Annotated in this window: 23 protein-coding genes; 9 read left to right on the top strand and 14 right to left on the bottom strand. The window is 66.5% G+C overall.

Translation table 11 applies throughout. The features are described 5' to 3' along the window. Positions 1-69: 69 nt before the first annotated feature. Both TVH25_RS13335 and TVH25_RS13340 read right to left on the bottom strand, forming a co-directional pair. Positions 70-1,905 carry an acyl-CoA dehydrogenase gene (locus TVH25_RS13335; protein ID WP_169622156.1) on the bottom strand — a complete coding sequence of 612 codons (1,836 nt, stop codon included), beginning with the start codon at positions 1,903-1,905 and terminating at the stop codon, positions 70-72. A gap of 98 nt (positions 1,906-2,003) precedes the next feature. After that, positions 2,004-2,612, bottom strand: a complete 609-nt coding sequence (locus TVH25_RS13340) for an SAM-dependent methyltransferase (protein WP_422424401.1) — start codon at positions 2,610-2,612, stop codon at positions 2,004-2,006. A gap of 162 nt (positions 2,613-2,774) precedes the next feature. Here TVH25_RS13340 and TVH25_RS13345 point away from each other — a divergent pair, with 162 nt between their 5' ends. Together TVH25_RS13345 and TVH25_RS13350 are read left to right on the top strand one after the other, a co-directional pair. Next, positions 2,775-3,797 (top strand): beta-ketoacyl-ACP synthase III, encoded by a 1,023-nt coding sequence (locus tag TVH25_RS13345; protein ID WP_169622158.1) that lies wholly within the window; start codon positions 2,775-2,777, stop codon positions 3,795-3,797. Positions 3,798-3,800: 3 nt separating this feature from the next. Continuing rightward, positions 3,801-4,520 carry an HNH endonuclease family protein gene (locus TVH25_RS13350; RefSeq protein WP_296549890.1) on the top strand — a complete coding sequence of 240 codons (720 nt, stop codon included), beginning with the start codon at positions 3,801-3,803 and terminating at the stop codon, positions 4,518-4,520. Positions 4,521-4,577: 57 nt separating this feature from the next. On the opposite strand, the gene TVH25_RS13355 is transcribed toward TVH25_RS13350, so the two are convergent. Beyond that, on the bottom strand, positions 4,578-5,498 hold the full coding sequence (locus TVH25_RS13355) for a sigma-70 family RNA polymerase sigma factor (protein ID WP_422424402.1): 921 nt from the start codon (positions 5,496-5,498) through the stop codon (positions 4,578-4,580). 110 nt (positions 5,499-5,608) lie between these two features. Between TVH25_RS13355 and TVH25_RS13360 the strand changes: the two genes are divergently transcribed. Then, positions 5,609-6,931, top strand: coding sequence for an FAD-binding oxidoreductase (locus TVH25_RS13360; RefSeq protein WP_422424403.1), 1,323 nt, complete (start codon positions 5,609-5,611; stop codon positions 6,929-6,931). Positions 6,932-6,973: 42 nt separating this feature from the next. Here TVH25_RS13360 and TVH25_RS13365 read toward each other — a convergent pair whose 3' ends face one another. Together TVH25_RS13365 and TVH25_RS13370 are read right to left on the bottom strand one after the other, a co-directional pair. Continuing rightward, a complete protein-coding gene (locus TVH25_RS13365; RefSeq protein WP_378528166.1) occupies positions 6,974-8,320 on the bottom strand; it encodes a cytochrome P450 in 1,347 nt (448 codons plus the stop codon). Positions 8,321-8,442: 122 nt separating this feature from the next. After that, positions 8,443-9,177 carry an SDR family oxidoreductase gene (locus TVH25_RS13370; protein WP_169622161.1) on the bottom strand — a complete coding sequence of 245 codons (735 nt, stop codon included), beginning with the start codon at positions 9,175-9,177 and terminating at the stop codon, positions 8,443-8,445. A gap of 127 nt (positions 9,178-9,304) precedes the next feature. On the opposite strand from TVH25_RS13370, the gene TVH25_RS13375 reads away from it, so the two are divergent. After that, on the top strand, positions 9,305-10,216 hold the full coding sequence (locus TVH25_RS13375; RefSeq protein ID WP_422424404.1) for an alpha/beta fold hydrolase: 912 nt from the start codon (positions 9,305-9,307) through the stop codon (positions 10,214-10,216). A 16-nt stretch (positions 10,217-10,232) separates the two neighbouring features. On the opposite strand, the gene aroD is transcribed toward TVH25_RS13375, so the two are convergent. The 4 genes from aroD to TVH25_RS13395 all read right to left on the bottom strand — a co-directional run bounded on the left by aroD (position 10,233) and on the right by TVH25_RS13395 (position 13,802). Further along, positions 10,233-11,006, bottom strand: a complete 774-nt coding sequence (aroD, locus tag TVH25_RS13380; protein WP_422424405.1) for a type I 3-dehydroquinate dehydratase — start codon at positions 11,004-11,006, stop codon at positions 10,233-10,235. Between the two features lie 116 nt (positions 11,007-11,122). Further along, entirely contained in the window at positions 11,123-12,775 is a 1,653-nt protein-coding gene (locus TVH25_RS13385; protein ID WP_296550462.1) for an MDR family MFS transporter, read from the bottom strand. After that, entirely contained in the window at positions 12,772-13,386 is a 615-nt protein-coding gene (locus tag TVH25_RS13390; RefSeq protein ID WP_296550463.1) for a TetR/AcrR family transcriptional regulator, read from the bottom strand. The genes TVH25_RS13385 and TVH25_RS13390 overlap by 4 nt, the downstream gene beginning before the upstream one ends. Positions 13,387-13,478: 92 nt before the next feature. Then, positions 13,479-13,802 (bottom strand): hypothetical protein, encoded by a 324-nt coding sequence (locus TVH25_RS13395; protein WP_169622166.1) that lies wholly within the window; start codon positions 13,800-13,802, stop codon positions 13,479-13,481. Between the two features lie 156 nt (positions 13,803-13,958). On the opposite strand from TVH25_RS13395, the gene TVH25_RS13400 reads away from it, so the two are divergent. Next, positions 13,959-15,548: a hypothetical protein gene (locus TVH25_RS13400; RefSeq protein WP_422424407.1), complete on the top strand. Its 1,590-nt coding sequence runs from the start codon at positions 13,959-13,961 to the stop codon at positions 15,546-15,548. Between the two features lie 4 nt (positions 15,549-15,552). Here the strand turns inward: TVH25_RS13400 and TVH25_RS13405 are convergent, their stop codons facing one another. The 3 genes from TVH25_RS13405 to TVH25_RS13415 form a co-directional block, all read right to left on the bottom strand. Then, positions 15,553-15,801 (bottom strand): hypothetical protein, encoded by a 249-nt coding sequence (locus TVH25_RS13405; RefSeq protein WP_240952518.1) that lies wholly within the window; start codon positions 15,799-15,801, stop codon positions 15,553-15,555. A 195-nt stretch (positions 15,802-15,996) separates the two neighbouring features. After that, on the bottom strand, positions 15,997-19,440 hold the full coding sequence (locus tag TVH25_RS13410; protein WP_422424408.1) for a bifunctional proline dehydrogenase/L-glutamate gamma-semialdehyde dehydrogenase: 3,444 nt from the start codon (positions 19,438-19,440) through the stop codon (positions 15,997-15,999). 61 nt (positions 19,441-19,501) lie between these two features. Further along, a complete protein-coding gene (locus TVH25_RS13415) occupies positions 19,502-19,909 on the bottom strand; it encodes a hypothetical protein (RefSeq protein WP_422424409.1) in 408 nt (135 codons plus the stop codon). 160 nt (positions 19,910-20,069) lie between these two features. Between TVH25_RS13415 and TVH25_RS13420 the strand changes: the two genes are divergently transcribed. After that, complete coding sequence (locus TVH25_RS13420) at positions 20,070-20,912, top strand: DUF1206 domain-containing protein (RefSeq protein ID WP_169622170.1); 843 nt, start codon at positions 20,070-20,072, stop codon at positions 20,910-20,912. Between the two features lie 119 nt (positions 20,913-21,031). Here TVH25_RS13420 and TVH25_RS13425 read toward each other — a convergent pair whose 3' ends face one another. Beyond that, the gene (locus tag TVH25_RS13425) at positions 21,032-21,487 is read right to left on the bottom strand and encodes a tellurite resistance TerB family protein (protein WP_169622171.1); all 456 of its coding nucleotides are present in this window, start codon (positions 21,485-21,487) and stop codon (positions 21,032-21,034) included. 136 nt (positions 21,488-21,623) lie between these two features. Here TVH25_RS13425 and TVH25_RS13430 point away from each other — a divergent pair, with 136 nt between their 5' ends. Continuing rightward, the gene (locus tag TVH25_RS13430) at positions 21,624-22,562 is read left to right on the top strand and encodes a zinc-binding dehydrogenase (RefSeq protein ID WP_296550466.1); all 939 of its coding nucleotides are present in this window, start codon (positions 21,624-21,626) and stop codon (positions 22,560-22,562) included. 39 nt (positions 22,563-22,601) lie between these two features. Here TVH25_RS13430 and TVH25_RS13435 read toward each other — a convergent pair whose 3' ends face one another. After that, the gene (locus tag TVH25_RS13435) at positions 22,602-23,297 is read right to left on the bottom strand and encodes a GAF and ANTAR domain-containing protein (protein WP_296550467.1); all 696 of its coding nucleotides are present in this window, start codon (positions 23,295-23,297) and stop codon (positions 22,602-22,604) included. 228 nt (positions 23,298-23,525) lie between these two features. On the opposite strand from TVH25_RS13435, the gene TVH25_RS13440 reads away from it, so the two are divergent. Further along, positions 23,526-23,867 (top strand): ArsR/SmtB family transcription factor, encoded by a 342-nt coding sequence (locus tag TVH25_RS13440; RefSeq protein WP_169622174.1) that lies wholly within the window; start codon positions 23,526-23,528, stop codon positions 23,865-23,867. Between the two features lie 3 nt (positions 23,868-23,870). Continuing rightward, positions 23,871-24,356: an SRPBCC family protein gene (locus TVH25_RS13445; RefSeq protein ID WP_422424410.1), complete on the top strand. Its 486-nt coding sequence runs from the start codon at positions 23,871-23,873 to the stop codon at positions 24,354-24,356. Positions 24,357-24,403: the final 47 nt, after the last annotated feature.

The following is a 24,403-nucleotide window of genomic DNA, read 5'->3' on the forward strand; positions in this document are numbered from 1 at the left end:
GGGCGCCCCCCCCAAACCCCGGGGGGCCCCCCCTGTCGTCTCGTTGTGTCCGCGGGTGTTACGCCGGGATCAGAATGCGGCTTCGTCGAGCTCCATGATGTCGAGGTCGACATTGGCGATGACGTTGCGCGACGTGGTCAGCTGCGGCAGAACGTTCTTGGCGAAGAACGACGCTGCGGCGACCTTGCCTTCGTAGAAGGCCTTGTCCTTGGCGTCCGCACCGGCGTCGAGCGCGGTGAGCGCGATCTCGGCGTGCTCGAGCAGCAGCCAGCCGATCATCAGGTCACCGAAGGACTCGAGGAATCGGACCGATCCGAGACCGACCTTGTACAGCTCGGTCGGCTGCTCCTGCGCACCCATGAGGAACTGGGTGAGCGTCGCGACCATGGCCTGCGTGTCGTCGAGGGCGGTGGCGAGCAGTGCACGCTCCGCCTTGAGACGGTCGTCGCCGCTCTCGCGCTCGAGGAACTTCTTGATCTGTCCGGCCACGTGGGCGAGAGCGACACCGCGATCGCGGGCGATCTTGCGGAAGAAGAAGTCCTGCGCCTGGATGGCGGTGGTGCCCTCGTACAGCGAGTCGATCTTCGCGTCGCGGATGTACTGCTCGATCGGGTAGTCCTGGAGGAAGCCGGAACCACCGAAGGTCTGCAGCGAGTCGGTCAGGTACTGGTAGGCCCGCTCCGAGCCACAGCCCTTGACGACCGGCAGAAGCAGGTCGTTGATGCGGTGGGCGAGGCCCGCGTCGGCGCCGGAGACCTGCTCGGCGACAACGTCGTCCTGGTGTGCGGCGGTGTAGAGGTACACGGCGCGCAGGCCCTCGGAGTACGCCTTCTGCATCGCGAGCGAGCGGCGCACGTCGGGGTGGTGCAGGATCGACACGCGCGGGGCGGTCTTGTCGGACATCTGGGTCAGGTCGGCGCCCTGGATGCGGTCCTTGGCGTACGCGAGTGCGTTCTGGTAGCCGGTCGACAGGGTGGCGATGGCCTTGGTGCCGACCATCATGCGAGCGTGCTCGATGACGTCGAACATCTGCGCGATGCCGTTGTGGACCTCACCGACGAGCCAGCCCTTGGCCGGGACGCCGTGGCCACCGAAGGTGAGCTCGCAGGTCGCGGAGGCCTTCAGGCCCATCTTGTGCTCGACGTTGGTGACGAACACGCCGTTGCGGTCGCCCATCTCGCCCTTCTCGAAGTCGAAGTGGAACTTCGGGACGAAGAAGAGCGACAGGCCCTTGGTGCCGGGGCCGGCGCCCTCGGGGCGGGCGAGGACGAGGTGGAAGATGTTCTCGAACAGGTCGTCGGAGTCGGCCGAGGTGATGAAGCGCTTGACGCCCTCGATGTGCCACGAGCCGTCGTCCTGCTTGATCGCCTTGGTGCGGCCCGCGCCCACGTCGGATCCGGCGTCGGGCTCGGTGAGCACCATGGTGGCGCCCCAGCCGCGTTCGACACAGGTGGCGGCCCACTGCTTCTGCTCGTCGGTGCCGTTCTCGAACAGCACGCCGGCGAAGGCGGGACCTGCTGCGTACATGAATGCGGCGGGCTGCGCGCCGAGCATCATCTCGTTGACCGCCCACAGGAGCGCGCGCGGCGACTCGGTGCCGCCGAGCTCCTCAGGGATGCCCATGGACCAGTAGCCGGCATCCCACCACGCCCGGAACGCCTTCTTGAAGCCCTCGGGGATGGACACCGAGTGGGTCTCCGGGTCGAAGACCGGGGGAGTGCGGTCGGTTTCCGCGAAGGCCTCGGCAGCGGGACCCTCGGCGAGCGCCTTGACCTCGGAAAGGATGCCGCGCGAGGTCTCCTCGTCGAGGTCGCCGAACGCACCTGTTTCGAGGACCTTCTGAATCTGCAGGAACTCGAAGAGATTGAACTCGAGGTCGCGGAGGTTGCTCTTGTAATGGCCCATGTCTGATGTCTCCCGGGGGTGTGGTGCGGTCCAGTTGGATCAAGTACCGCCCAAGCTTATTACTCGTCGGTAACATCTCTATGTTACTCGTCGGGCAACTAACTTCCAAGACTGACTTTGCGTGCCACCACCAAGGCATCGACGGCAGTTCCCGCTTCCGTTTCGCGGTGCCTGCGTTCGGCAACCTCGATATCGAGCCGGCCGTCGATGTCGTTCACGACATCTGTTGGTGTGTAGAGGATCTCGGCATCCTTGGGGCCTCCGACTCCGTGCTGGAGATTTGTCGAGTCGTGGCCGAGAAATATGAGGATTCCGTCAGGTTTCAGCGAACTGATGGCTTTGTCGACGAGTGCTTTCCGTTGCGACGGAGGGAAATGCAGGAATACCGAGAGGATCAAGTCATACGTGCCGTCGAAGGTGTCGGAAATCACATCGGAGAGCTGATATTGCAACCGGTCGCGCGATCTCTTGGGCGCCTGCGCAGCGATTCGGCGGGCCTTGTCCAGCGCCACGGCCGAGAAGTCGGTGCCGACCACCTCCCAGCCGCGCGTCGCGAGCCATAACGAGTGGCGGCCCTCCCCGCAGCCGAGATCGAGCGCGCGCCCGTGCGGCAGCGACGTCGCGAACTCCACCACCACCGGGTTGGGCGGAGCGCCCCACACCAGTTCCGAGGATTCGTACCGGTCGTCCCAGTCCTGTGCGTCCATACCGGCACGGTAGCGACCGGGCGCGATACCGGCTCCGACGAGGTGCGATACCACTGGGCACGGCCTGCCCGGACCCCGTGCTGTGACATTTTCGTAACCCGCGCTACCGTGTCTCGATGCGGCGCACTGATGAGCAGTGCCCGAGGAGGAGGAGTTCGCCTGATGGGTGCACAGATCGCCGTCCCCGCCACGCTGAGGAACAGCGCGCTTCTCGGGTTGGGTGTGCACAGGCCCGAGCGGGTCGTCACCAACGCGGAGATCTGTGAACAGATCGATTCCAGCGACGAGTGGATCCAGTCGCGATCCGGAATCAAGGAACGCCGTTTCGCGAAGGCGCACCCCGAAGAGACGATCGTGGACATGTCGGTCGATGCCGCCTCGAAGGCGCTCGACGCAGCCGGACTGAGCGGCCCGCAGATCGACACCGTCATCATCGCGACCTCCACCTACGGCTTCCAGACGCCGCAGGCCGCCGCGCTCGTCGCGGACCGCCTCGGTACCGGCGGCGCCGCCGCCCTCGACATCCAGGCCGGTTGCGCAGGCTTCTGTTACGCGTTGGGTGTCGCATCCGACCTGGTGCGCGCCGGGACCGCGGAGAAGGTGCTCGTCGTCGGCGTCGAGCGAATGAGCGACGCCACCGAACCCACCGACCGCTCCGTGCGATTCATCTTCGGTGACGGTGCGGGCGCGGTCGTCGTCGGTGCCTCCGACGAGGTCGGTGTCGGCCCCACGGTGTGGGGATCGGACGGCTCGCAGGGCAACGCCATCCGCCAGGAGCCCGACTGGGTCGACTTCGCCCAGAACCCGCAGCAGAAGCGTCCCTGGATCATCATGGAAGGCACCGCGGTGTTCCGCTGGGCAGCCTTCGAGATGAGCAAGTACGCCCGCCAGATCGCCGACAAGTCCGGGGTCGCTCTCGCCGACCTCGACGCATTCGTGCCGCACCAGGCGAACCTGCGGATCAACGACGTCATCGTCAAGCAGCTCGAGCTTCCCGAGTCCGTGCAGGTGGCCGACGACATCATCGAGACCGGCAACACCTCTGCCGCGTCGATCCCGCTGGCGATGGAGAAGATGCTGCGCACCGGTCAGGTCGAGGCGGGCAGCACTGCCCTTCTCCTCGCGTTCGGTGCCGGCCTGTCCTACGCCGGCCAGATCGTGAAGATGCCTCCGCTGGCGCAGTAGTACATGGCCCGTACAGGACAGCCGTCGATTCCTCGATGGCTGTGGATTCTGTGCTTCATCGCGGTCTCGATCGCGGTCGTCGTCCTCGAACCCGTCGTCACCGACGAGTCGGGGGCAGCGGAGCCGCCGGTGGGGATTGCCACGGGAGGCGACCCCACGGCGGTCCTCGCGGCGCTCTCGGCGCTGCCGGTACGCGCCGCCGATCCTCAGGACGGCTACAGCCGTGAGCTCTTCGGGCCCGCCTGGACCGACAACGTCACGGTCGGGTTCGGCCGCAACGGCTGCGACACCCGCAACGACATTCTCAAGCGCGACCTCGTCGACATCTCGCTCGAGCCCGCCACGAAGGACTGCACGGTCCGGACCGGCACCCTGCGGGATACGTACACGAACCTGGAGATCTTCTTCCGACGCGGCACCGACACGTCCTCCGCGGTGCAGATCGACCACATCGTGGCGTTGTCCGACGCGTGGAAGAAGGGTGCCCGCTACCTCGACGACCAGGCGCGTCGCAACCTGGCCAACGATCCGCGCAATCTGCAGGCGGTCGACGGCCGTACCAACCAGTCGAAAGGCGACTCCGACGCCTCCGCCTGGCTGCCACCGAATGCGGGCTACCACTGCGATTACGTGGCGCGCCAGGTCGAGGTGAAGGTCGAGTACCGGCTGTGGGTCACCCCGGAAGAGCGCGACGCCATGGCCCGCGTTCTGTCGTCGTGCTGAGAAACCGTCAGGGCCTGGGGATTCGGCAGCAGGCGACGCTCCCTCCGGTCCTGCGGGTTACCGGCAGCCGTGGACCAGGAGTCCGGTCAACGGTTCGAGATCGGCGATGACGCTCACTCGGTGGATCGCGTCGGCGCGGAAATCGAACAGGTAGAGGGCGTGCACAACGCCCTCCGAGACGTACGCAGCCCCGGGGACTCCACCGATGTGGATGGGCGTGGCGAGTTCGGCTCGCCCGGCGAACACTCTGGCTACGGCGTCTGCCCCCGAGATGTTGCGACCGAGGAGTGGCGCGCCGTGATCGGCGCCTTCTGCTGCCAGGCCTACGGCCGTGTCGTCGCTGCGTAGTTCGATGTCGGAGTCGAGGAGCTGCAGGAGTGCCCCGAACTCCCCGTTACGCGCCGCATCGAGAAAAGCGGCAATCGCCGATTCTCGTTTCTCCCGAACACTGTCCACGTCGACCGAGCGGACACGCGCTCGCGCCCGGGACGCGAGCTGGCGGGCAGCTGCAGGGGTGCGTTCGACGATAGGTGCGATGTCGTCGTACGACAGCGCGAAGACGTCGTGCAGAACCAGGGCCAGCCGCTCGAGAGGTCCGAGTGTGTCCAGCACGACGTGCATAGCCAAGGCGAGGTCTTCGGACAACAGCACGGTGTTTCCCGGCTCGCGCTCAGCGGGGGCGCCGGTCCCCGATCCGGCTTCGCCCGAGAGCTCGTGACCCAGTTCTTCCCGCCACGTGGCGCGCCGTCGAATCATGTCGATGCACACCCGGGAGACGACCGTCGTGAGCCATGCCTCGAGGTTCCGGATACTCCCGATATCGGCTTGCTGGAGGCGTAACCACGCCTCTTGGACGGCATCATCCGCGTTCCACGGAGAGCCGAGCATCCGCTGGGCGATGGCATGCAGCTTGGGTCGTTGCACGACGAATTGCGCTGCCAACCCGTCCAGACTCGGTGCCGACCGATCCCGTTCCATGGGGGCTCCTCAGGGGCTGCTCGTCACGTTTCGGTAGTCGCGCTCGACTCGATAGTGAGGCGGACACCCCGATCCTGCCTCGCATCTACGACATCGAGCGAGGAGTCACTATGAGTATCCTGCGGGCTGCGACCGTCGGAAAGTTGAGGGCAAGTGTTCGGGGCCGGGTTCACCTTCCGGCCGATTCAGGCTTCGAACCTGCGCGACGTCCCTGGAATCTCGCCGTCGAGCAGGACGTCTGTGCGGTGGTGGAGGCGGCCGATGCCGACGACATCGTCGCACTCGTGAGATTTGCGAAGTCGCAGGGCTTGTCCATCGCGGTGCAACCCAGCGGTCACGGCGCGACCGGTCGGGCTCGCGGTTCCGTCCTGTTGCGCACGACTCGACTGGAATCCATCGATATCGATCCGGAGCGGAGGACGGCGAGGGTCGGAGCAGGTGTACGTGCCGGTGATCTTCAGCGTGCCGCCGCTGCGCACGGACTCACGGCATTACCAGGGAGTTCTCCCGTCGTCACAGTGACCGGGGCGGCACTCGGAGGTGGTCTGAGCTGGCTCGGACGCTCGTTCGGATGGATGGCCGACAGTGTGCTCGCCTTCGAGGTCGTCGGAGCAGACGGTAAGACACAGCACGTCACGCCCGAAACCGACCCGGAACTGTTCTGGGCGTTGCGCGGAGGCGGAGGCGATCTTGTCATCGTCACCGCGATGGAACTGCAATTGCATCCTGCGCCCCGGATTTTCGGTGGACGGCAACTGTGGTCGGCCGCTTCGGCACGACATGTGGCCGAGGTCTACCGATCGATGACGGAGACTGCACCGGACGCACTCACCCTCTGGTTCGAGGTGCTGAACTTTCCCGGAACCGATCCGATGGTCGCCATCGACGTGACGTTCCTGGGGAGTGATGCCGACGCCCGCCGGCTCATGGCCGAGGTCGACCGCTTACCCGCGCCGATTGTGGACACCCGTTCGCCGATGAGCGCCGCGGACCTGGGAACGATCACGGCGGAGCCTACCGCCCCGAGTCCCGGGCGGGCACGCGGTGAACTCCTCACCGCGCTCGACGACGACGTGTTCGCTTCCTTGCTCGACGAACCGATCTCTCCTCTTCTGACCGTGCAACTCCGACACCTCGGAGGAGCACTGGCACGCCCCAGCGACTCCCCGCACGGGGCACTCACGGAGCCGTACGCCGCATACATGTTCGGTGTGCCGTCGACCGATGCGATCGGAGATGCCATCGCGTCGAAGCAAGCGACACTGGCGCACTCCCTGCCTGCCAGCGGTCGCAAGCCGATCACATTCCTGAATCTGTCCGAGAAGCTCTCCGCCGCATTGTGTTCCAAGTCCCTTCAGCGGCTTCGTCGACTCAAGGCGGAACGGGATCCCGCGAATGTCATTCGCGGAAACTTCGGGACGTCGGATGGTTGATCGCGAGGCGCGCAGGAAGTGGTTCGACCCTTCCGTCGGCAGTTACCTGGCGCGGAGGTTGATCGGTCCTCCGTCGTCGGGAAACGGCAGCGACGTGAAGTTCATCGGTGCGACGTAGTCGGCGGGTACGTCCCACTCGTACCGGAGCAGCAGGTGGTGCAGCACCGACTTGATCTCGGCGCCCGAGAAGTGCTGCCCGAGACAGCGGTGCACGCCACCGCCGAAAGGCGTCCACGCGTGGGGATGGACGCGGTCCTCCCGCCGTTCGGGAGCGAACCGCTCGGGGTCGAAACGTTCGGGATCCGGCCACAATTCGGCCATGTGGTGGCTGTAGTGCACGCCCACGTTCACGAGCGTGCCCTTGGGGATGAAATGCCCCAGGATCTCGGTGTCGGCCCCTGCCCGGCGCACGACGCCGGGTACCGGCGTGACCAGGCGCTGGCACTCCTTGATCACCAGATCGAGTGCGGTGAGGTCGTCGAGTTGCGCGAAGACGGGCGTCGCGGTGCCGAGCGCTTCGGATTCCTCGCGGCACCGCTGCTGCCACTCGGGGTACTGGCCGAGATATTGCATCGCCGTCGAGAGCGTGATGGTGGAGGTGTCGTGTGCCGCCATCATCAGAAAGATCATGTGGTTGACGACGTCGTCGTCCGAGAACCGTTCCCCGTCCTCGGACTCCACGTGGCAGAAGACCGAGAAGATGTCGTTGCCCTCGGCTGCGCGCCGTGCGGGCAGGTAGCGGCGGAAGAACGCCTCGAGCCGCTTGCGTCCCTGGATGCCCTTGCGCCACCTGCTGCCGGGCAACGGATAGCGGACGATCGCGGTCGCCGCCTGTACGCACCCGATGAAGGCGCGGTTGACCTCCTGCATCTCCTGGTCCGACGATCCCTCGGCGCCGCCCATGAAGATCTCGGTGGCCAGACTCAGGGTGAGTTCCTTGAGCGCGGGGTAGGCCCGGAAGCCGTCACCGGGGACCCAGGTCTCGAGCGTGCGTTCGATCGACGGATGCATCGCGTCGGTGTAGAGCGCGAGGCGGTCGCGCGTGAAGGCTTTCGCCATGATCCGGCGATGCGCGGTGTGTTCGTCGCCGTCCATGAGCATCAGTCCGCGGTCGAAGAACGGGCCGATCAACGCGCGCCATCCCGGGCCGCTCTGCAGGGCGCGGTCGCGGTTCTGCAATGCCGCTCCCACGGCGTCGGGCCCGATGAGCACGACCCACGGGCGCCCGGCGAACCGGAACCACGACACGGGGCCGTGCCGGTGGAACCGCTTGTCGTAGGCCTTGATCGGGTCCCGCATGTAGTCCAGCGCGTAGCCGATGTACGGGAGTCCGCTGTCGCCGGGGACGGGCTCGAGACCGGGCGGCGGGGGAGCGAGCATCTTCGTCACGGGGTACATCTCCCGTCGGGTCGGGATCTGACTCTGGCTGTGGTCAGATTACTGTAACCCGCATCACACCGAGTGTGGCGTTCGATCGATATCCGCGTGCGACCGCAGTACTCCGGGCACGCTCAGCCGGCCTGGTCGGAGGGGCGGAGAAGGATCTCGTTGATGGTCAGATGACGGGGACGGGTGAGCGCGAAGACGATCACGTCCGCGATGTCGGGTGGCTCCACCGTGGAGGCGTCGTAACCCTGTTGCACGACCTGCCGGGTCGCGTTGTCGGTGATGTGCGTCGGCAACTCGGTGTCGACGATTCCGGGCTCGATGAGCATCACGCGCACGTCGGGGTGCAGTTCCTGGCGCAGTGACTCGGACCAGCCGTTGATTCCCCACTTCGTGGCGGCATAGACACCGTTGGTGGGCCGGGCGGTACGTCCGGCAACCGAGGAGATGTTGACGAGGTCCCCGCCACCGTCCCGAAGCTGCTCGAGGAAGACCTCGGTGGTCGTGATGGCCCCGAGCAGGTTGACCTCGATCATCCTGCGGTAGTCGTCGTGAAACTTCGGCGAGAACGGTCCGAGCAGCATGACGCCCGCGTTGTTGATCAGGACGTCCGCTCCGCCGAACTCGTCCTGCACCCGCTGAGCAGCGGCGACGAGGGAATCGCGGTCGGTCACGTCGGCCCGGATCGCGAGCGCACCGCTGCCCAGGTCGGCCGCGAGAGCTTCGATCCGGGCGAGGCGACGTGCGAGCAGCGCGACGCGGAAGCCCGCGCCCGCGAGGGCACGTGCGGTCGCGGCACCGATGCCGGACGACGCGCCGGTTACCACCGCCACGCGGCCCGAGTTCGAGGATTCGGTCATGAATCGGTCCCTTCGTGGGTGACGCTTCCATCAGACCACCGTCCGGGCGCCGGGGTCTGCGAAATCGCCCGGCCGACGCACGTCGCGGAGATGTACGTGACCGCCGACACATGCCATGCTGACGCGCATGGACGTCGAACGACCGAAGCTCGAAGGTACGGTCGCGGTCGGAAACGGTCGCCGTCTCGGTTTCGCCGAATTCGGCTCCGCGCAGGGACGCGCGGTGTTCTGGCTGCACGGCACCCCGGGAGCGCGCCGCCAGATCCCCGTCGAAGCCCGCGCCTTCGCCGAACGGGAGAACATCCGGCTGATCGGGATCGACCGTCCGGGGATCGGGTCGTCGACCCCGCACCTGTACGAGAACGTCCTGGCCTTCACCGACGACCTGGAGATCATCGCCGAAACCCTGGGCGTCGATCGGATGGCGGTCGTCGGCCTCTCCGGCGGCGGTCCCTTCACGCTGGCGTCCGCGTACGCGCTGCAGGATCGGGTGGTGGCGGCCGCAGTGCTCGGCGGTGTCGCCCCGGTGGTCGGTCCGGAGGCGATCAGCAGTGCGCTGATGCGACTGGGAACGTTCGTCGCGCCGGTCCTTCAGGTGGCGGGCGCCCCCATCGGTACCGCACTGAGCGCCGGTATCCGGCTGGTCCGGCCCTTGGGGTCGCCGATCATCGACCTCTACGGACGACTCTCGCCGGAGGCCGACCGCCGTCTGCTCGCGAGGCCGGAGTTCAAGGCGATGTTCCTCGACGACCTGCTCAACGGCAGCCGGCACCGCATCTCCGCGCCGTTCGCCGACATCGTGGTGTTCACCCGCGACTGGGGCTTTCGCGTGTCGGACGTGAAGGTGCCGGTCCGCTGGTGGCACGGCGACAGCGACCACATCATTCCGTTCGAACACGGCCTGCACATGGTGGATCTGCTGCCCGACGCGGAGTTCCATCATCTGCCGGGTGAGAGTCATCTCGCCGGTCTCGGTGCCGCCCAGGAGATTCTCACGACGCTGATGAAACTGTGGGACGACGCGGACGCCGACCGGTAGAGGTGCCGGACGGCGCCTACCGCGACCGCTCGAGGACGTCGAGCAGCGCGCGCAGTTCCGAGGCGTCGACCTGCCCGGGTGCCGATGCCGTGCCCACCATCCCGAAGGTCGCGGCGGAACCGAACACCTGACCGGCGATCCGGGAGACCACCCCCAGGCCACCCATCGACATGGTGATCAGCGGGCGATCCGCGTACTCCTCGTGCATGATGCGTGTCGCATCGAGCAGGGTGAGCACGTCGGCAGCGGACCGGGGCATCACCGCGATCTTGCAGATGTCCGCTCCGAGTGCCTGCATCGCGCGCAACCGCGAGACGATCTCGTCTTTCGAGGGCGTGGCATCGAAATCGTGGTTGGACGCGACCACCGCGACGTTCCGGGCGTGGGCGGACGCGACGATCCGCTTCACCGCGCGGCCGTCGCGCCGGTACTCCACGTCGATCAGGTCCACGGCACCGCTCTCGGCGAGCGCGATCGCCAGCTCGGCGTACGCGTCGTCGCCGGAGGTGGCCTGTCCGCCCTCGTGCGCGGTCCGGCAGGTCGCGAGCAGCGGCGTGGCACCGAGGGCGCCGGCGAGCGCGTGCGCCTGGGCGACCACCGACGCGGTGTCCTCGAGGGTGCCGAAGAAGTCGACCCGCCACTCCACGACATCGGCGACCTGCCCGGACAGTGCCTCGACCTGCGCGTGCAGCTCGTCCGGGGTCCGGCCGGTGATGGGCACGATGATCTTGGGTGTGCCCTCGCCGATCGTCACGTCCTTGACGCGGACCGGTGTGATGCTCCGACCCATGTGTCGCCTCCCGTTGCCTGCCCGCCGCGGCATGTCGCCTCTGGGCGTCCATTCGATCACGTGAGGTTCCGCGCGCTGCGCCGGACCTCTCGGTCCCTGGCGTGCGGAACCGGCCGCTACGAGCCCGGTGACGCCGGTGGTTCCGTCCGGTCGCCGGGGGCGGACACCGCCACGGTGTCGTGTTCGGCGGACGCCGTGCGCGCTGCTTCCGCGTCCTTCGCGCTGATCGCTTCGCCACGCGCCACCATGCCGGCTTCGTCGGAGAGCGGGATCTCCTTCAGGAAGCAGGCCAGGACGATGGCGACGATCAGGAACGGGATGAGGTACCAGAAGACGGGGGCGAGCGAGTCCGCGTAGGCGTCGACGACGCCCTGCCGCACCTCGTCGGGCAGTGCCTTCATGATCGCGGGGTCGAGGGTGGCGGTGGCCTGTCCGGCCTGCTCCGGATCGGCCCCCGCGGTGGTGAACACGTCGGTGAGCTTCACGGAGAGCTGGTTGGTGAAGATCGTGCCGAAGATCGCGACACCCAGCGCGGCGCCCACCTCGCGGAAGTAGTTGTTCGAGCTCGTGGCGGTACCGATCTCGTCGACCGGCACGGCGTTCTGGACGACGAGGATGACCACCTGCATGATCAGGCCGAGCCCGAGTCCGAAGACGAAGAGCATCGAGCAGATCACCCACAGTGGTGTGCTGCCTTGCAGGGTGGTCAGCCACAGCATCGCCAGCGCGGTGATCGAGGCCCCGGCGATCGGGTACATCTTGTAGCGCTGCGTCTTGGTGATCGCGAGGCCCGAGCCGATCGAGGTGATCAGGAGGCCGACCATCATGGGCAGCAGCAGCAGGCCCGATACCGCCGCGGAGGTGCCGGACGACATCTGCAGGAACGTGGGCATGAACGCGAGCGCTGCGAACATACCGAGACCGAGCACGAAACCGATCGCGGTCGCGTTGACGAAGATCGAATTGCGGAACAGCGACAGCGGGATGATGGGGTCTTGTGCCCGGGATTCGACGAGCACGAACAGGCATGCCATGGCCAGCAGGCCGATGCCGAATGCCCAGGTGAGCGGGTCGCTCCAGCCGCGGTCCGCGTCGCCGCCGAAATCGGTGAAGAAGATCAGGCAGGTCGTCGCGAGCGACAGCGTGATCACACCGAGAATGTCGATGCGCTTGGTGGGCTTCTTCGTCGGCAGCGTGAGCATGAACCACGAGATCAGCAGCGCGACGATGCCGACGGGAATGTTGATGTAGAAGCACCATTCCCACGTCAGGTGATCGACGAAGAACCCGCCGAGCAGCGGGCCACCGACGGCGGAGAGACCGAAGATCGCGCCGAGCGGACCCATGTACTTGCCACGTTCGCTGGCGGGAACGATGTCGGCGATGATGGCCTGCGACAAGATCATCAGGCCGCCGCCTCCGGCGCCCTGCAGAGCGCGGAAGACCACGAACGTCCAGAAGTCGTCGGTGAACGCGCAGCCCGCCGACGCGAGGGTGAAAATCGCGATGGCGATCATGAACAGGTACCGGCGGCCGAAGACGTCGCCGAACTTGCCGTAGACGGGCATCACGATCGTGGTGGCGAGCAGGTATGCGGTGGTGATCCACGCCTGGTGCTCGACGCCGCCGAGCTGGCCCACGATGGTGGGCATCGCGGTCGAGACGATCGTCTGGTCGAGGCTCGCCAGCAGCATGCCGGCGATCAGGGCCGAGAAGATGATCCAGATTCGGCGTTGGGAGAGAACCAGTGGTTCTGCGGTAGAGGTCACCGTATTCCTGTCGGGTCGTGGAGGTCGAGAGGGTGTTCGAGCAACCGCTGGGCACATCCGATGTCGCGTTCGAGCAGGTCGCGGAACGGTGGGCTGTCGGGCGTGCGGAAGAACTCGTCGACGGCGTCGTGAATGAGACCGGCGACGAATCGCACGGTGACGCGGACGAAGGGGTCGTCGGCGGAGAGCCCTTCGCGTGCGGCGATCAGTTCGGCGAAGTCCTGCTGGTGCGACTCGCCCAGCGACATCATGCGGGCGAGCAACTGAGGTTCGCTGCGCACGATCTCACAGCGGAGTCGATGTTGTTCCCGAGTGAAATCGTTGCGTTCGAACAGTGCAACGGCGAGCCGTGCGATATCGCGCAGCAGGGCCGGCGAGGAGCCGGGCCCTGTGCGGTCGCCCCCCGCCACGAACTCGTCGCGGTCTTCCGGGGTGAGTGCTGCGGGCGGGTTGCCGAGCACCGCGTCCTCTTTCGAGGCGAAGTAGTTGAAGAAGGTTCGTCGCGACACTCCGACGTGTTCGCACAGTTCCTCGACGGTGAAGCCGGCGAGACCCCGACGGGCGGTGAGTGTGCGTGCGTGCTCGACGAGCGCGGCGCGTGTGCGCTGCATGCGACGGGTCCGGGCACCCTCGTCGATAGAAATTGCACTCTCGGACACGGAGTGCATTTCTACCACCTGCGCCCCGCAGTCGCACCCTCGCGTCAGTCGAGCCAGGACCTGACCGGCGGCTTGACCCACATGATCTTCTCGTCGGGGTGGGTGCGCGTGGCCGAAGGATGATCCGGGTGCTCGTGCGCCCATGCGGTCTTCTCGTCGAGCAACTGCGCCACGAGCGCCCACGTTTCCATCGTGCGCGGCGGGTGGGCGTCTGCGGCTCGTGCCAGCCGCCTGCGCGTGTCGTCGGACATGGCCAGCAACTCCGCGCCGGTGACACCGCGGTTCCAGGTGTAGCGGGCGAGGCCCACCGCCTTCTCCCGGCGATTCTTTTCAGCGCGGTCGGTGTGGGCGAAGTCGGCGCTCGTCATCCACCCTCCTGCTTCTCCGTGTTCGGTGGCCGTGCGGCCACGATGGTCCCGTCCAGTCTGCATATTCTCGCGCACCGGCGACACCTCACCGCACCCTTGACAGACCTCACGCACGCGGCCCACGCTCGACGGACGACACACCGAGGGGGTGGCCCCGTGTCCGCACAGGCCGCGTTGCCGGAGGGAACCCCGGACTCTGTCGTGGCACAGGCCCAGCGCGCTCCCCGCCCGCCGGTCTTCGATCCGACCGCCGGTATCGCCGTCGACCGCCCGACCCCGCGCGGGGTTCCGCCCCATCGGCTCGTCGCCGTCGGCGACTCGCTTCTCCAGGGATTCCAGAGCGGTGCGATCTACCGGACGGAGGTGTCGGTACCCGCGATCGTCGCCTACGAACTGGGCATCCTTGCGGCCTTCCGGTATCCCCGCTTCGGGGGACCCGGGGGGCTTCCGCTCAATGTCGAATTGTTGTTGCGCCGGCTCGAGGATCGATACGGGGGCCGTCTCGACGTGTGGGAACTTCCGACGGCCTTGTTCGCTGTGCGCGGGTTCATGGACGAGGTCGAGGACTACTGGGAGCGCGGCCCGGGTGCCGAGGCGCCGATCGTGGCCGGCTACAACCACAATCTCTCGTGCTACGGCTGGGATCTGCGGGACGCGCTGGAGAAGACCGCGGCACACTGCGAACGTGCGCTCGCGAGCCCGCGGGACAACCTCGTCGACCAGATCGTCGAGAACAATGCCGAGCGCGCCGCTCTCAGGGTCTATCCGCGGTCGGACGAGCAGCGTCGTCACGAGACCGTGTTCGACGCCGCGCGGGCGCTCGGTGCCGAGCACGACGACGGCACCGATGCCGGTATCGAGACGCTGGTGGTCTTCCTGGGCGCCAACAACGCTTTGCGCGCCGCCACCGAACTGCGGGTCGTGTGGAGCGGTGAGGACTTCCGGCAACTCGAGCGCACCCGCGACGCCACGATCTGGACACCGGAGCACTTCGACGCCGAATTCGCCGAGGTCGTGGCGCGACTCCGGACGGTCGAGGCTCGTCACATCATCCTGTGCACCGTCCCGCACGTCACCATCGCGCCGATAGCCCGGGGGATCGGCACGAAGTCAGGGTCACCGTACTTTCCGTACTACACCCGGCCCTGGATCGACGAAGGCCGCTTCGACCCTGCTCGCGACGAGCACCTCACGGGTGCGCAGGCGTACGCGGTCGACACCGCGATCGACCTCTACAACATCACCATCACAGAGGCAGTCGCCGATGCTCGCCGGGACGGTCTCGACTGGTACCTGCTCGAGTCTGCGGGAATCCTCGACCGTCTGGCCGCGCGCCGCTACGTCGATGATCTCGCGGCGCGTCCGGAGTGGTGGACTCCGTATCCGCTGCCGCCGCTGCTCGCCGCTCTCATGCCCGTCCCGGACACCCGGTTCCTGTCCGCGGACGGGAACGGCGGACGCGCCACGGGCGGCTTGTTCTCCTTGGACGGCGTGCATCCGACGACTGTCGGCTACGGCATCCTCGCGCAGGAGATCGTCGACATCATGGTGCGAGCCGGCGTGGAGTTCCGGCATCCCCGCGGTGCGGTGCGCGAGGGTCGCGTCGAAGTGGATTTCGCCCGGTTGCTCCGCAACGACACCCTGGTGCAGGCGCCTCCGCAGAATGTCGACTCGTCGCTGTCGGTGCTCGGTTGGGCGGACCAGGTTCTCGATCTGTTCCGGATTCGGTGGAACCTGGGGATCTGACCGGTCAGGTCAGGTTCACTACATGTTCCTGTGCCGCGAAGGCGGCCTGTAACTTTTTGCGGGACAGCCCTTTCGGTCCGCACGCGCATCCGGACGGAATGCCGTCGTCCTCGAACTGCGTCGCCTCGAGCGTGTCGACGAACTCGGAATGGAGCTTGTCGCCGTGGTGACCGGTCGCTTCACGGTCGCGGTTGCCACGCCCGCCCGGTCCGCTCTTGGACACGACCACCGGGCCCGCGGAAGTCTCGTACACGGCCGCGATGGTGTGGCCGGCGGGACACCGAACCTTCAATGCCGCCTTTTCCGTGCGATTGGGACCTAATTCCTTCACAGCCGCCAACGCCAATTTCCGGCGTTCGGTGGGGGGTGTCGTGGCGATATCCATGCTCCTATTGCACCTCAGATCCATTCGTTCCACAGGGCTTCCGGTCAATCGGACGGGGCGAACTCAGATGATCTCGTCGGTGAGGTGGTGGAGGGTGCCGAACCGGTGTGCCGTAATCGATACCGATTGTTCGAGAAGGAAGGGCAGCATCTCCACCCGACCGGACTCGGTCACAGGGTGATCCCAGACCGGCACGTCGCAACGGCCACCGAGGCGCTCTGCGACAGTGCGGGGCTCTCCACCGATCATCCGGACGCGCACCGAGTCGCCGGAGCAGATCCGATCCAGCCACTCCGCGTCGGTTTCGGTGACACTCTTTTCGATCATCTGCCCGGTTGCCGACAGGACGGCGCGTGGAATCTCAAGAGCGGAAGACACTTCCACTTGCGCACCGGTGCGTGCCGCCGCGCCGAGTACCCTCACGAAATCTACCGGGTTTCCGTCCTCGCCGAGTCGGACGCACACCCGCGCCGGAAGATAACGGAAGAGGTTCCGCTCCACGACGAGGCGGCTGACATCCTTCGGGACGCCGAACTCCGAACGCCATACGCGGGCGTCATCGGCGAACGCCCGGCGCAGCATCCCCGAATCGGTGCCGGTCCATTCTCGGGACGCAGTCAGGAGACGGCCGACGACCGCCTCGGTGGCTCCGTCGGCAGCAACGGCGTCGACGGCCTTGTGTGGCAGCGACTCCCATGAACCGAACCCGAAGAGGTACTGGGGACCGCCCGCCTTGAATCCCGCGCCGACCGACGACTTCTTCCAGCCGCCGAACGGTTGCCTGCGCACCACAGCACCCGTGATCCCGCGATTGACGTACACGTTCCCGGCCTCGACGCGGCCCAGCCAGCGGGCGATCTCTGCGGTGTCGAGCGAATGCAGACCGGCGGTGAGCCCGTAGTCGACTTCGTTCTGGATGTCGATCGCCTCGTCGAGGTCCGCCGCGGTCATGATTCCCAGCACAGGACCGAAGAACTCGACCAGATGCGTGCGCGACCCGCGTTGCACGCCCTCGCGCACGCCCGGAGTCCACAACCTGCCCTCGTCGTCGAGCCGACGCGGTGCCGTCAACCACGATTCGCCCGGTTCCAGAGTGGTGAGGGCGTCGAGCAGTTTCCCGTGCGCAGGTTCGACGAGCGGTCCCATCCGGGTGCGAGGGTCGTGCGCCGGCCCGACAGTGAGCGACGTGACGGCGTCGACGAGCTGGTCCCGGAACCGCCGTGACGATGCCACCGATCCGACGAGGACGACGAGCGACGCAGCCGAGCACTTCTGCCCCGCATGGCCGAACGCCGATTGCACGATGTCGCGCACCGCGGCGTCGGGATCGGCGCTCGGTGTCATCACGATCGCGTTCTTGCCGCTGGTCTCGGCCATGAGCCGAAGTCCCGGGCGGAACGATCGAAATCGCTCTGCGGTCTCGTAGGCACCGGTGAGCACGACCCGGTCGACGCGAGGATCCGAGATCAGTTGCGTGCCCAGCGAGCGTTCTCCCAGGTGTACGAGGTGGAGCACGTCGCGCGGCACCCCGGCTTCCCACATTGCCTCGGCGAGTACGGAACCGCAGCGTGCGGTCAGGGCGGCGGGCTTGAGCACGACCGCCGACCCCGATGCCAGCGCCGCCAGCGTCGACCCTGCCGGGATCGCCACCGGAAAATTCCACGGCGGCGTGACCACGGTGAGCGCCGAGGGCACGAAGCGGGCTCCGTCCACGGCTGCGAGATCGCGTGCCCGGTCGGTGTAGTAGCGGGCGAAGTCGATCGCCTCGGAGACCTCCGGGTCGGATTCGTCGAGAGTCTTGCCGCCCTCGGCCGCCATGATCTCCAACAGGTCGGCGCGACGCGCCTCGAGTCTCCGCGCGACCCGTTCGAGCACCGTAGCCCGGTCTGCGGCACTGCGCGCCCCCCAGCCCCGCCCTGCGTCCGACGCTGCCGCCACGATGGCGTCGAGCCGATCGGACGACGTCACCGTGTGCGCGCGAACGAGGTCCGAGCCGAGGCGGGAGGAGGGAACCCGTTCGAGGATCGCCCGCCCCCAGGCCAGATTCCGGGGCAGCGACGGGTCGGTGTCCGCGGTGTTGAAGAAGCCCTCGCCGTCCGCGGCGTCCGGAACCTCGTGGCGGTCCTGTCGCCGATTCGGCTCAGGGACTCGTTCGTCGAGCGCAGCGACCGAATCCCGGAATCGCTGCGCTTCCCGCTCGAACAGCGACGGATCCTCGCGCAGATCGAACACGGCCGACATGTAGTTGTCCTGGCCCGCGCCTTCTTCGAGCCTGCGCACCAGGTACGCCAGCGCGACGTCGAACTCCTCGGGGTGCACGACGGGGGTGTAGAGCACCAGACCACCTACGTGGCGGCGCACCACGTCGGCCTGGTTCTGCGCCATGCCCAGGAGCATCTCGAAATCGACACCGTGTCGCACGCCGTGTCTGCCTGCCAGGAGCCAGGCGTAGGCAATATCGAACAGGTTGTGCCCGGCGACCCCGATCCGGACGTTGTCGATCCGTTGGGGTGTCAGCGCGTAGTGCAGCAACCGCTTGTAATTGGTGTCGGTGTCCTGTTTCGTGCTCCAGGTGGCGAGCGGCCAGCCGCGCAGCGCCGCCTCGACGCGTTCCATCGGCAGATTTGCGCCCTTGACCACGCGCACCTTGATGGGAGCGCCGCCTCGGGCACGCCGAGCGGCGGCCCATTCCTGGAGCCGGATCAACGCGGCGAGCGCATCGGGAAGATAAGCCTGGACGACGATGCCGGCCTCGAGGTGCAGGAACTCGGGGAGGTCCAGCAATCTCGTAAAGACCGCGATGGTCGGTTCGAGGTCGCGGTATTCCTCCATATCGAGATTGACGAACTTCGGTGTGGCCGACTGTGCCGCGAGCCGATACAACGGCGTGAGCCTGTCCACGATGTCGGTGACGGCCTCGTCGAACCCCCACGCGGCGTGCGGGGCGATGGTGGCGGAGACCTTGATCGACACGTAGTCCACGTCGTCGCGCGCCAGCAGCGTCCGTGTGCCTTCGAAGCGGCGGGCCGCTTCCTTGTCGCCGAGCACCGCTTCCCCGAGCAGATTGAGGTTCAGCCGCACACGACGGCGTCGGATAACGGCGAGGGCACGTCCGAGCCGCCGGTCGGTCGCATCGACGAGCAGGTGCCCGACCATTGCCCGCAGCGCACGACGCGCGACGGGTACGACGAGGTGGGGGAACTCGGGACCGAGTGTGCCACCGGCACGCAATGCCAGTCGCAGGTGAGGCGGAAGGAAGGAGGGTACATCGCGGGAGAGTTCGGCCAGGTTGTGCGCAGCGACCGTCGGATCCTCCGGACGGATCACCCCGTCGACGAAACGGACGGTGAAGTCGAGGCCGTGCGGATCCTTCAGCACACCCGCCAGTTGGCGGCCTGCCCGGTCGGGAGTCGAGGTGGCGGACTCTTCGAGCCAACGGCGGGCGAGCGTGACCGCATCGTCTGCGATCGCCCCAGGTGGATACGGTGCGTGCGTGCTCTCCGTCATGGCTGCACTCCGATCATCGACCGCCCGCACCGGTGGCACGGGGCGGTCCGGCTCCGGACGGCTAGCGTTTGCGGAGCCCCTCGAGCATCAGGGTCAAGCCGCCGCCCAGCATCCAGACGTCCTTGGCGAGCGCCAGTCCGTCCTGGGTGGGGCGCGGGTCCCCTTCCTCGTGCATGCCGGGGGTCTTCCAGTACATCGTCATCATGCCGCCGCCGAAGGCCGTCAACGCAGCGCCCGCCAGGAAGGACGGGACGAGGGGTACCAGTAGCGCTGCACCGATCCCGATTTCGGCGGTCGACAAGGCCGTACCGAAGGTTGTCGGACGCCACTGCTTGACGAAGGGGAACGCCTGCGCCGCCATACCTTGCAGTGCCTCCGCATTCTCAGCGGGAAGATTCCGTTTTCCCAGTCCCGAGTTGAGGATGAATGCGCCGGTGGCAACTCGGAGCGGGATATGAGCAATTCGCACGACGAACCTCCGTGGTCGGCTTCGATGCTGCTCGCCAATCTACCGACTGCGAGACGAATGCGTTTGATCTCAGAAGGGTTCGGGCATACCGGACAGGACAACGAGCGCAGGTTGATGAGCATCGGGTGGGCGAGCGAAGCCGGCCGCGCGGTGCCGGAGGATGGGTGGACAAGTGACAGGGCAAATTTCGACTTCGAGGGGCTCCTCGGTAACGGGGCGGCTCTCACGGAATCATTGGTTCGAGCGGCTCGCCCGAGCGGGTTACGTCGGTAGTGGGCTGGTGCACCTGCTGGTGGGCTACCTCGCGATCCGCGTTGCCCTGGGCAGCAACGAGGAGGCATCACAGTCGGGCGCTCTGGCCGAAATCGCGGCCAAGCCCGGCGGCAAGTTCCTGCTGTCCGTCCTGTGCGTCGTGCTCTTCGTATTGGCCCTCTGGCGTCTTGCGGAGGGTGTGCTCGGCGGGGCGGCGCACTCGTCGTCGGCCGGCCAGGACAAAAAGGACGAGACGTTCGGCCGGATCAAGGCCGTCGGTGTCGCTCTCGTGTACTTCGGTCTGGCCTTCACGGCATTCGGGTATGCGCGTGGTAGCGGCAAGTCGAGCGGTGAACAGAGCTCCGGTATCACCGCGCGTCTCCTCGAGTCCGGCGGCGGAAAGTTCCTGCTCGTCGTTGCTGCTCTCGTGATCATCGGTGTCGGCCTCTACCACATCTACAAGGGCGCGACGAAGAAGTTCGTCGAAGACCTGAAGGGCAACACGAGTTCGTTCGTCCGCGGACTCGGGATGGCCGGTTACATCGCCAAGGGTGTCGCCGTCACGCTGATCGGCGGTCTCGTGATCGCCGCGGTCTTCCAGGCCGATCCGGAGAAGGCTTCCGGTCTCGACGCCGCGTTGAAGACGCTGGGTGCGCAGCCGTTCGGGGTGTTCCTGCTCATCGCGGTGGGACTCGGGCTGATCATGTACGGCATCTACAGCTTCGTCCGGGCACGCGACGCGAAGATGTGATGCGTGCGGTGGCCGAAGCCGCCACGAACGAGAACGCGCGACCGGGGCGGCCCCGGGCGAGCGTTCTTTTTATGCGTGCGCCCGGATCGAAGGGCGGCGGATCCGCAGGTGTACTGCGGTCAGAGGTCGAATTCTGCCGGGTTGATGCCGACCGCATGCGCCGCGCCCCGCACCGCGGCCTTCTCATGATCGTCGAAGAATCCGTCGGCACCGCCGATGATGATTCCGATCTGGATCACGGCACGAGCTTGATCCTGCTTGGCCTTGAGCTTCGCGATGGTGGCTGTGGCCTCCACCTTCCCGAAGTCGAAGTCGGACTCGAGCTTGCTGCAGTACCAATCGAACTTCTCACGAAGTTCGGAGGGCGGGAAGACCGACAGGACGTCGTTGCTCATGATGAGCGCGGCGGTCTTCTGCCGCTCGCTCGGATCGATACTGCCGTCGGCAGCCGCGATCAGCGCACACATGGCCATGCTCGCGTTCGCGAATTCCTTGTTCCGGAACTGATCGCTCTTGGTCTTGAGCTGACCGCTCAGTTCGGTGGTCTTGGCTTTGAGTTGATCCCAGAACGCCATCGTTGCCTTTCATAGATGAAACCGTCGAAGTCCACTCTGCCATCACGGCGAACGCCCCTGCTCCAACGAGCGGCTGTCTACGGTGGAAAGAAGTCGGGCGCACAGCTTCGGCCCGATCCGACGGAAAGGTGCAGCAATGAGGGCATGGCAGTTCGAAGGATCCGGTAAACCGATCGCATTGAACGAGGTACCGGAACCGACGCCGGGTCCCGGAGAGGTCGTCATCGACGTCAAGGCTGCGGGCTTGTGCCACAGCGACATCATGTACATGGAGGTCGGGGAAGGGACCATGCCGTTCCTGCCGATGACCCAGGGGCATGAGAATGCCGGGGTCATCAGCGCCGTCGGTGACGGGGTCGAGGGCTGGAAGGTCGGCGACGTCGTGGGCGTCTGTTCCTCCGGAGTGCGCCCGCCGCTCGGGATGTTCACGCCCGGTGGGTTCGCCGACAAACTCGTCGCCGATGCCCCTGATCTTGCCCGTGTGCCGGAGGGGCTCGACCTGTCGCTGGCGGCCCTCGCGACCGATGCGGGAATGACGTCCTATCACGCGATGATCAAGGTCGGCCACGCCAGCACCGGAATGAAGGTCGGTGTCATCGGGTACGGAGGACTGGGCCAGATCGGTACTCGCGCTGCGGTACTCGCGGGCGCCGAGGTGCATGTCGCCGAAACCAAGGAATCCGTGTGGGATCTGGCCCGGGCGGCAGGCGTCGCCGATGTCGTGGGCGATGCCTCCGAATGGGCCGGCAAGGGTTTCGATCTCGTGGTCGACTACGCGGGCTTCGACACTACGCAGAAAGCTGTCGACGCCGTGAAACGAGGGACCGGAACAGTCGTCCAGGTCGGCCTTGGGCTCCCGACCTTCACCATCCAGTCGGCGTCGATTCTCGGCAAGACCCTTGTCGGCTCGCTGGGAGGAACCGTTCAGGACATCGAAGAGGTGTTCGGCCTGTTGCTCGATCGTGAAATCGAACCGGCCTACACGGACATCGCGTTCGAGGAGATCGGCGCGGGCCTGGAACGGCTGCGTCGCAACGAGGTTTCCGGCCGCCTGGTCGCACGTTTCGGCGACTGAACCACTCCGTGACGGCCGATGCGGCCGGGTCGGGCAATGTCAGCGGGGCTCGGGGCCGAGATCTACTATGCGCTGGGAGATCTCGGCCACGGGTACGTTGGATTCCTGCGACAGCGCAACCATCATGTCGAATGCACGCTCGGCGTCGACGGCGTAGCGCTCCATGAGCATCCCCTTCGCTTGACCGATCAGATCTCGTGATGCGATCGCCGAGTGCAGTTGCTGCCGACGCTGGGCTCCGACGATCGCGATGGCGGCATGAGCGGCAAGTACCTCACCGAGGTAGATCGACTCGGCGCCGAAGACGTGCGGGCGTCCGGCGAAGAGGTTCAGAGCACCGGCTTGATCGTTGCCGGTGTAGAGCTTGAACGACAGGACGCTCGATACACCGGCTTCCACTGCGGCAGGAGCAAACTTCGGCCATCGCGAGTCGACGGCCAGATCGTCGGCCCGAGTGAGCAGTGCATCGTGCGCGGCGTCGACGCACGGCCCCTCACCCAGTTGCGCTTGGAGCGAGTCCATTTCGGCCGGCATCCCCGACGTGGCAGCGCGCGATTCGAACTTCTTGCGACCGGTGATCGTCAGAATGTCGGCGCTGTCGGCGCCTGGGACCAACTCCACCGCGGCCGTGGTGACGTGTCGCAGAGTGCTGTCGAGGTCGGTACCTCCGGTGTCGAGTGATCGCGCGAACTCTGCCATCGCCCGGCCGAGGCTGTCGTGATCGAACGCGTTCATCTCAATGCCCCTGCCCGATCGGCGGCCTCGGTGTGCACGGATGCGCATCGAGACGCCGCAGCGCCCGCGCAGCGCGCGTCGTCAGGTCCACACTAGCCCCGCTCTTCGGCTGCGACCCTCGAGTTCCTGTATCCCTTTCTGCCGCAAGAGAGAAACTGCTGGCAGTGGCCGCAAGAAAACCGCGCCGACCCATTGCACCTACAACCATATGGTTGTACGTTTGGAGTCGTGAACGGAGACGACGAGGACCGGGCCGACGCCCTGTTCCACGCGCTCGCAGACCGCACCCGCCGCGACATCATGCGCCGGGTGCTGGCAGGAGAGCGCTCGGTCTCCGCACTCGCGGCGCACTACGACATGAGTTTCGCCGCGGTCCAGAAGCATGTCGCCGTGCTGGAGAGAGCCGGTCTGCTGACCAAGCGTCGCAGCGGCCGGGAGCAGCTTGCCAGAGGCGACGTGGAAGCGGTGCGGTCGGTGGCCTCGATGCTCACCGAGCTGGAACAGATCTGGCGTGGCCGTATCGCGCGCATCGACGAACTGATCGCGTCCGACTCGACCCAGGAGGAATGAGTCATGCCTGTGACAGACATTCGCAAGGACACCGAGAACCTGAGCCTGACGATCACCGCGGACTTCGCCGCACCGGTGGAGCGCGTCTGGCAGATCTACGCGGACCCGCGTCAACTGGAAAAGGTCTGGGGGCCTCCGGAATATCCCGCGACATTCGTGGACCACGACCTTTCGCCCGGGGGACGCATCACCTACTTCATGTCCGGTCCCGAAGGGGAGAAGTACCCGGGATACTGGGAGGTCACCGCGGTCGACGAACCGACGAGTTTCTCCTTTTCCGACGGATTCGCCGACGCGGATTTCAATCCCGATCCCACCCTGCCGGTGTCGGTGAACGTGTACACCTTCACCTCGCACGACGGAGGCACCCGGGCGACGTACGTGAGCACCTACGAGTCGGCGGAAGCACTCGAGAAGGTTGTGGACATGGGGATCATCGAGGGCTCCTCGTCGGCGATCGGCCAGATCGACGATCTGATAGCTGCCTGAACCACCCGGAGGCCGTGCGCCCGCTCGAACCGGATCCGGTTCGAGCG

The sequence above is a fragment of the Rhodococcus sp. 7Tela_A2 genome (assembly GCF_049311045.1).
In the GTDB taxonomy this organism is placed as follows: Bacteria; Actinomycetota; Actinomycetes; order Mycobacteriales; family Mycobacteriaceae; genus Rhodococcus.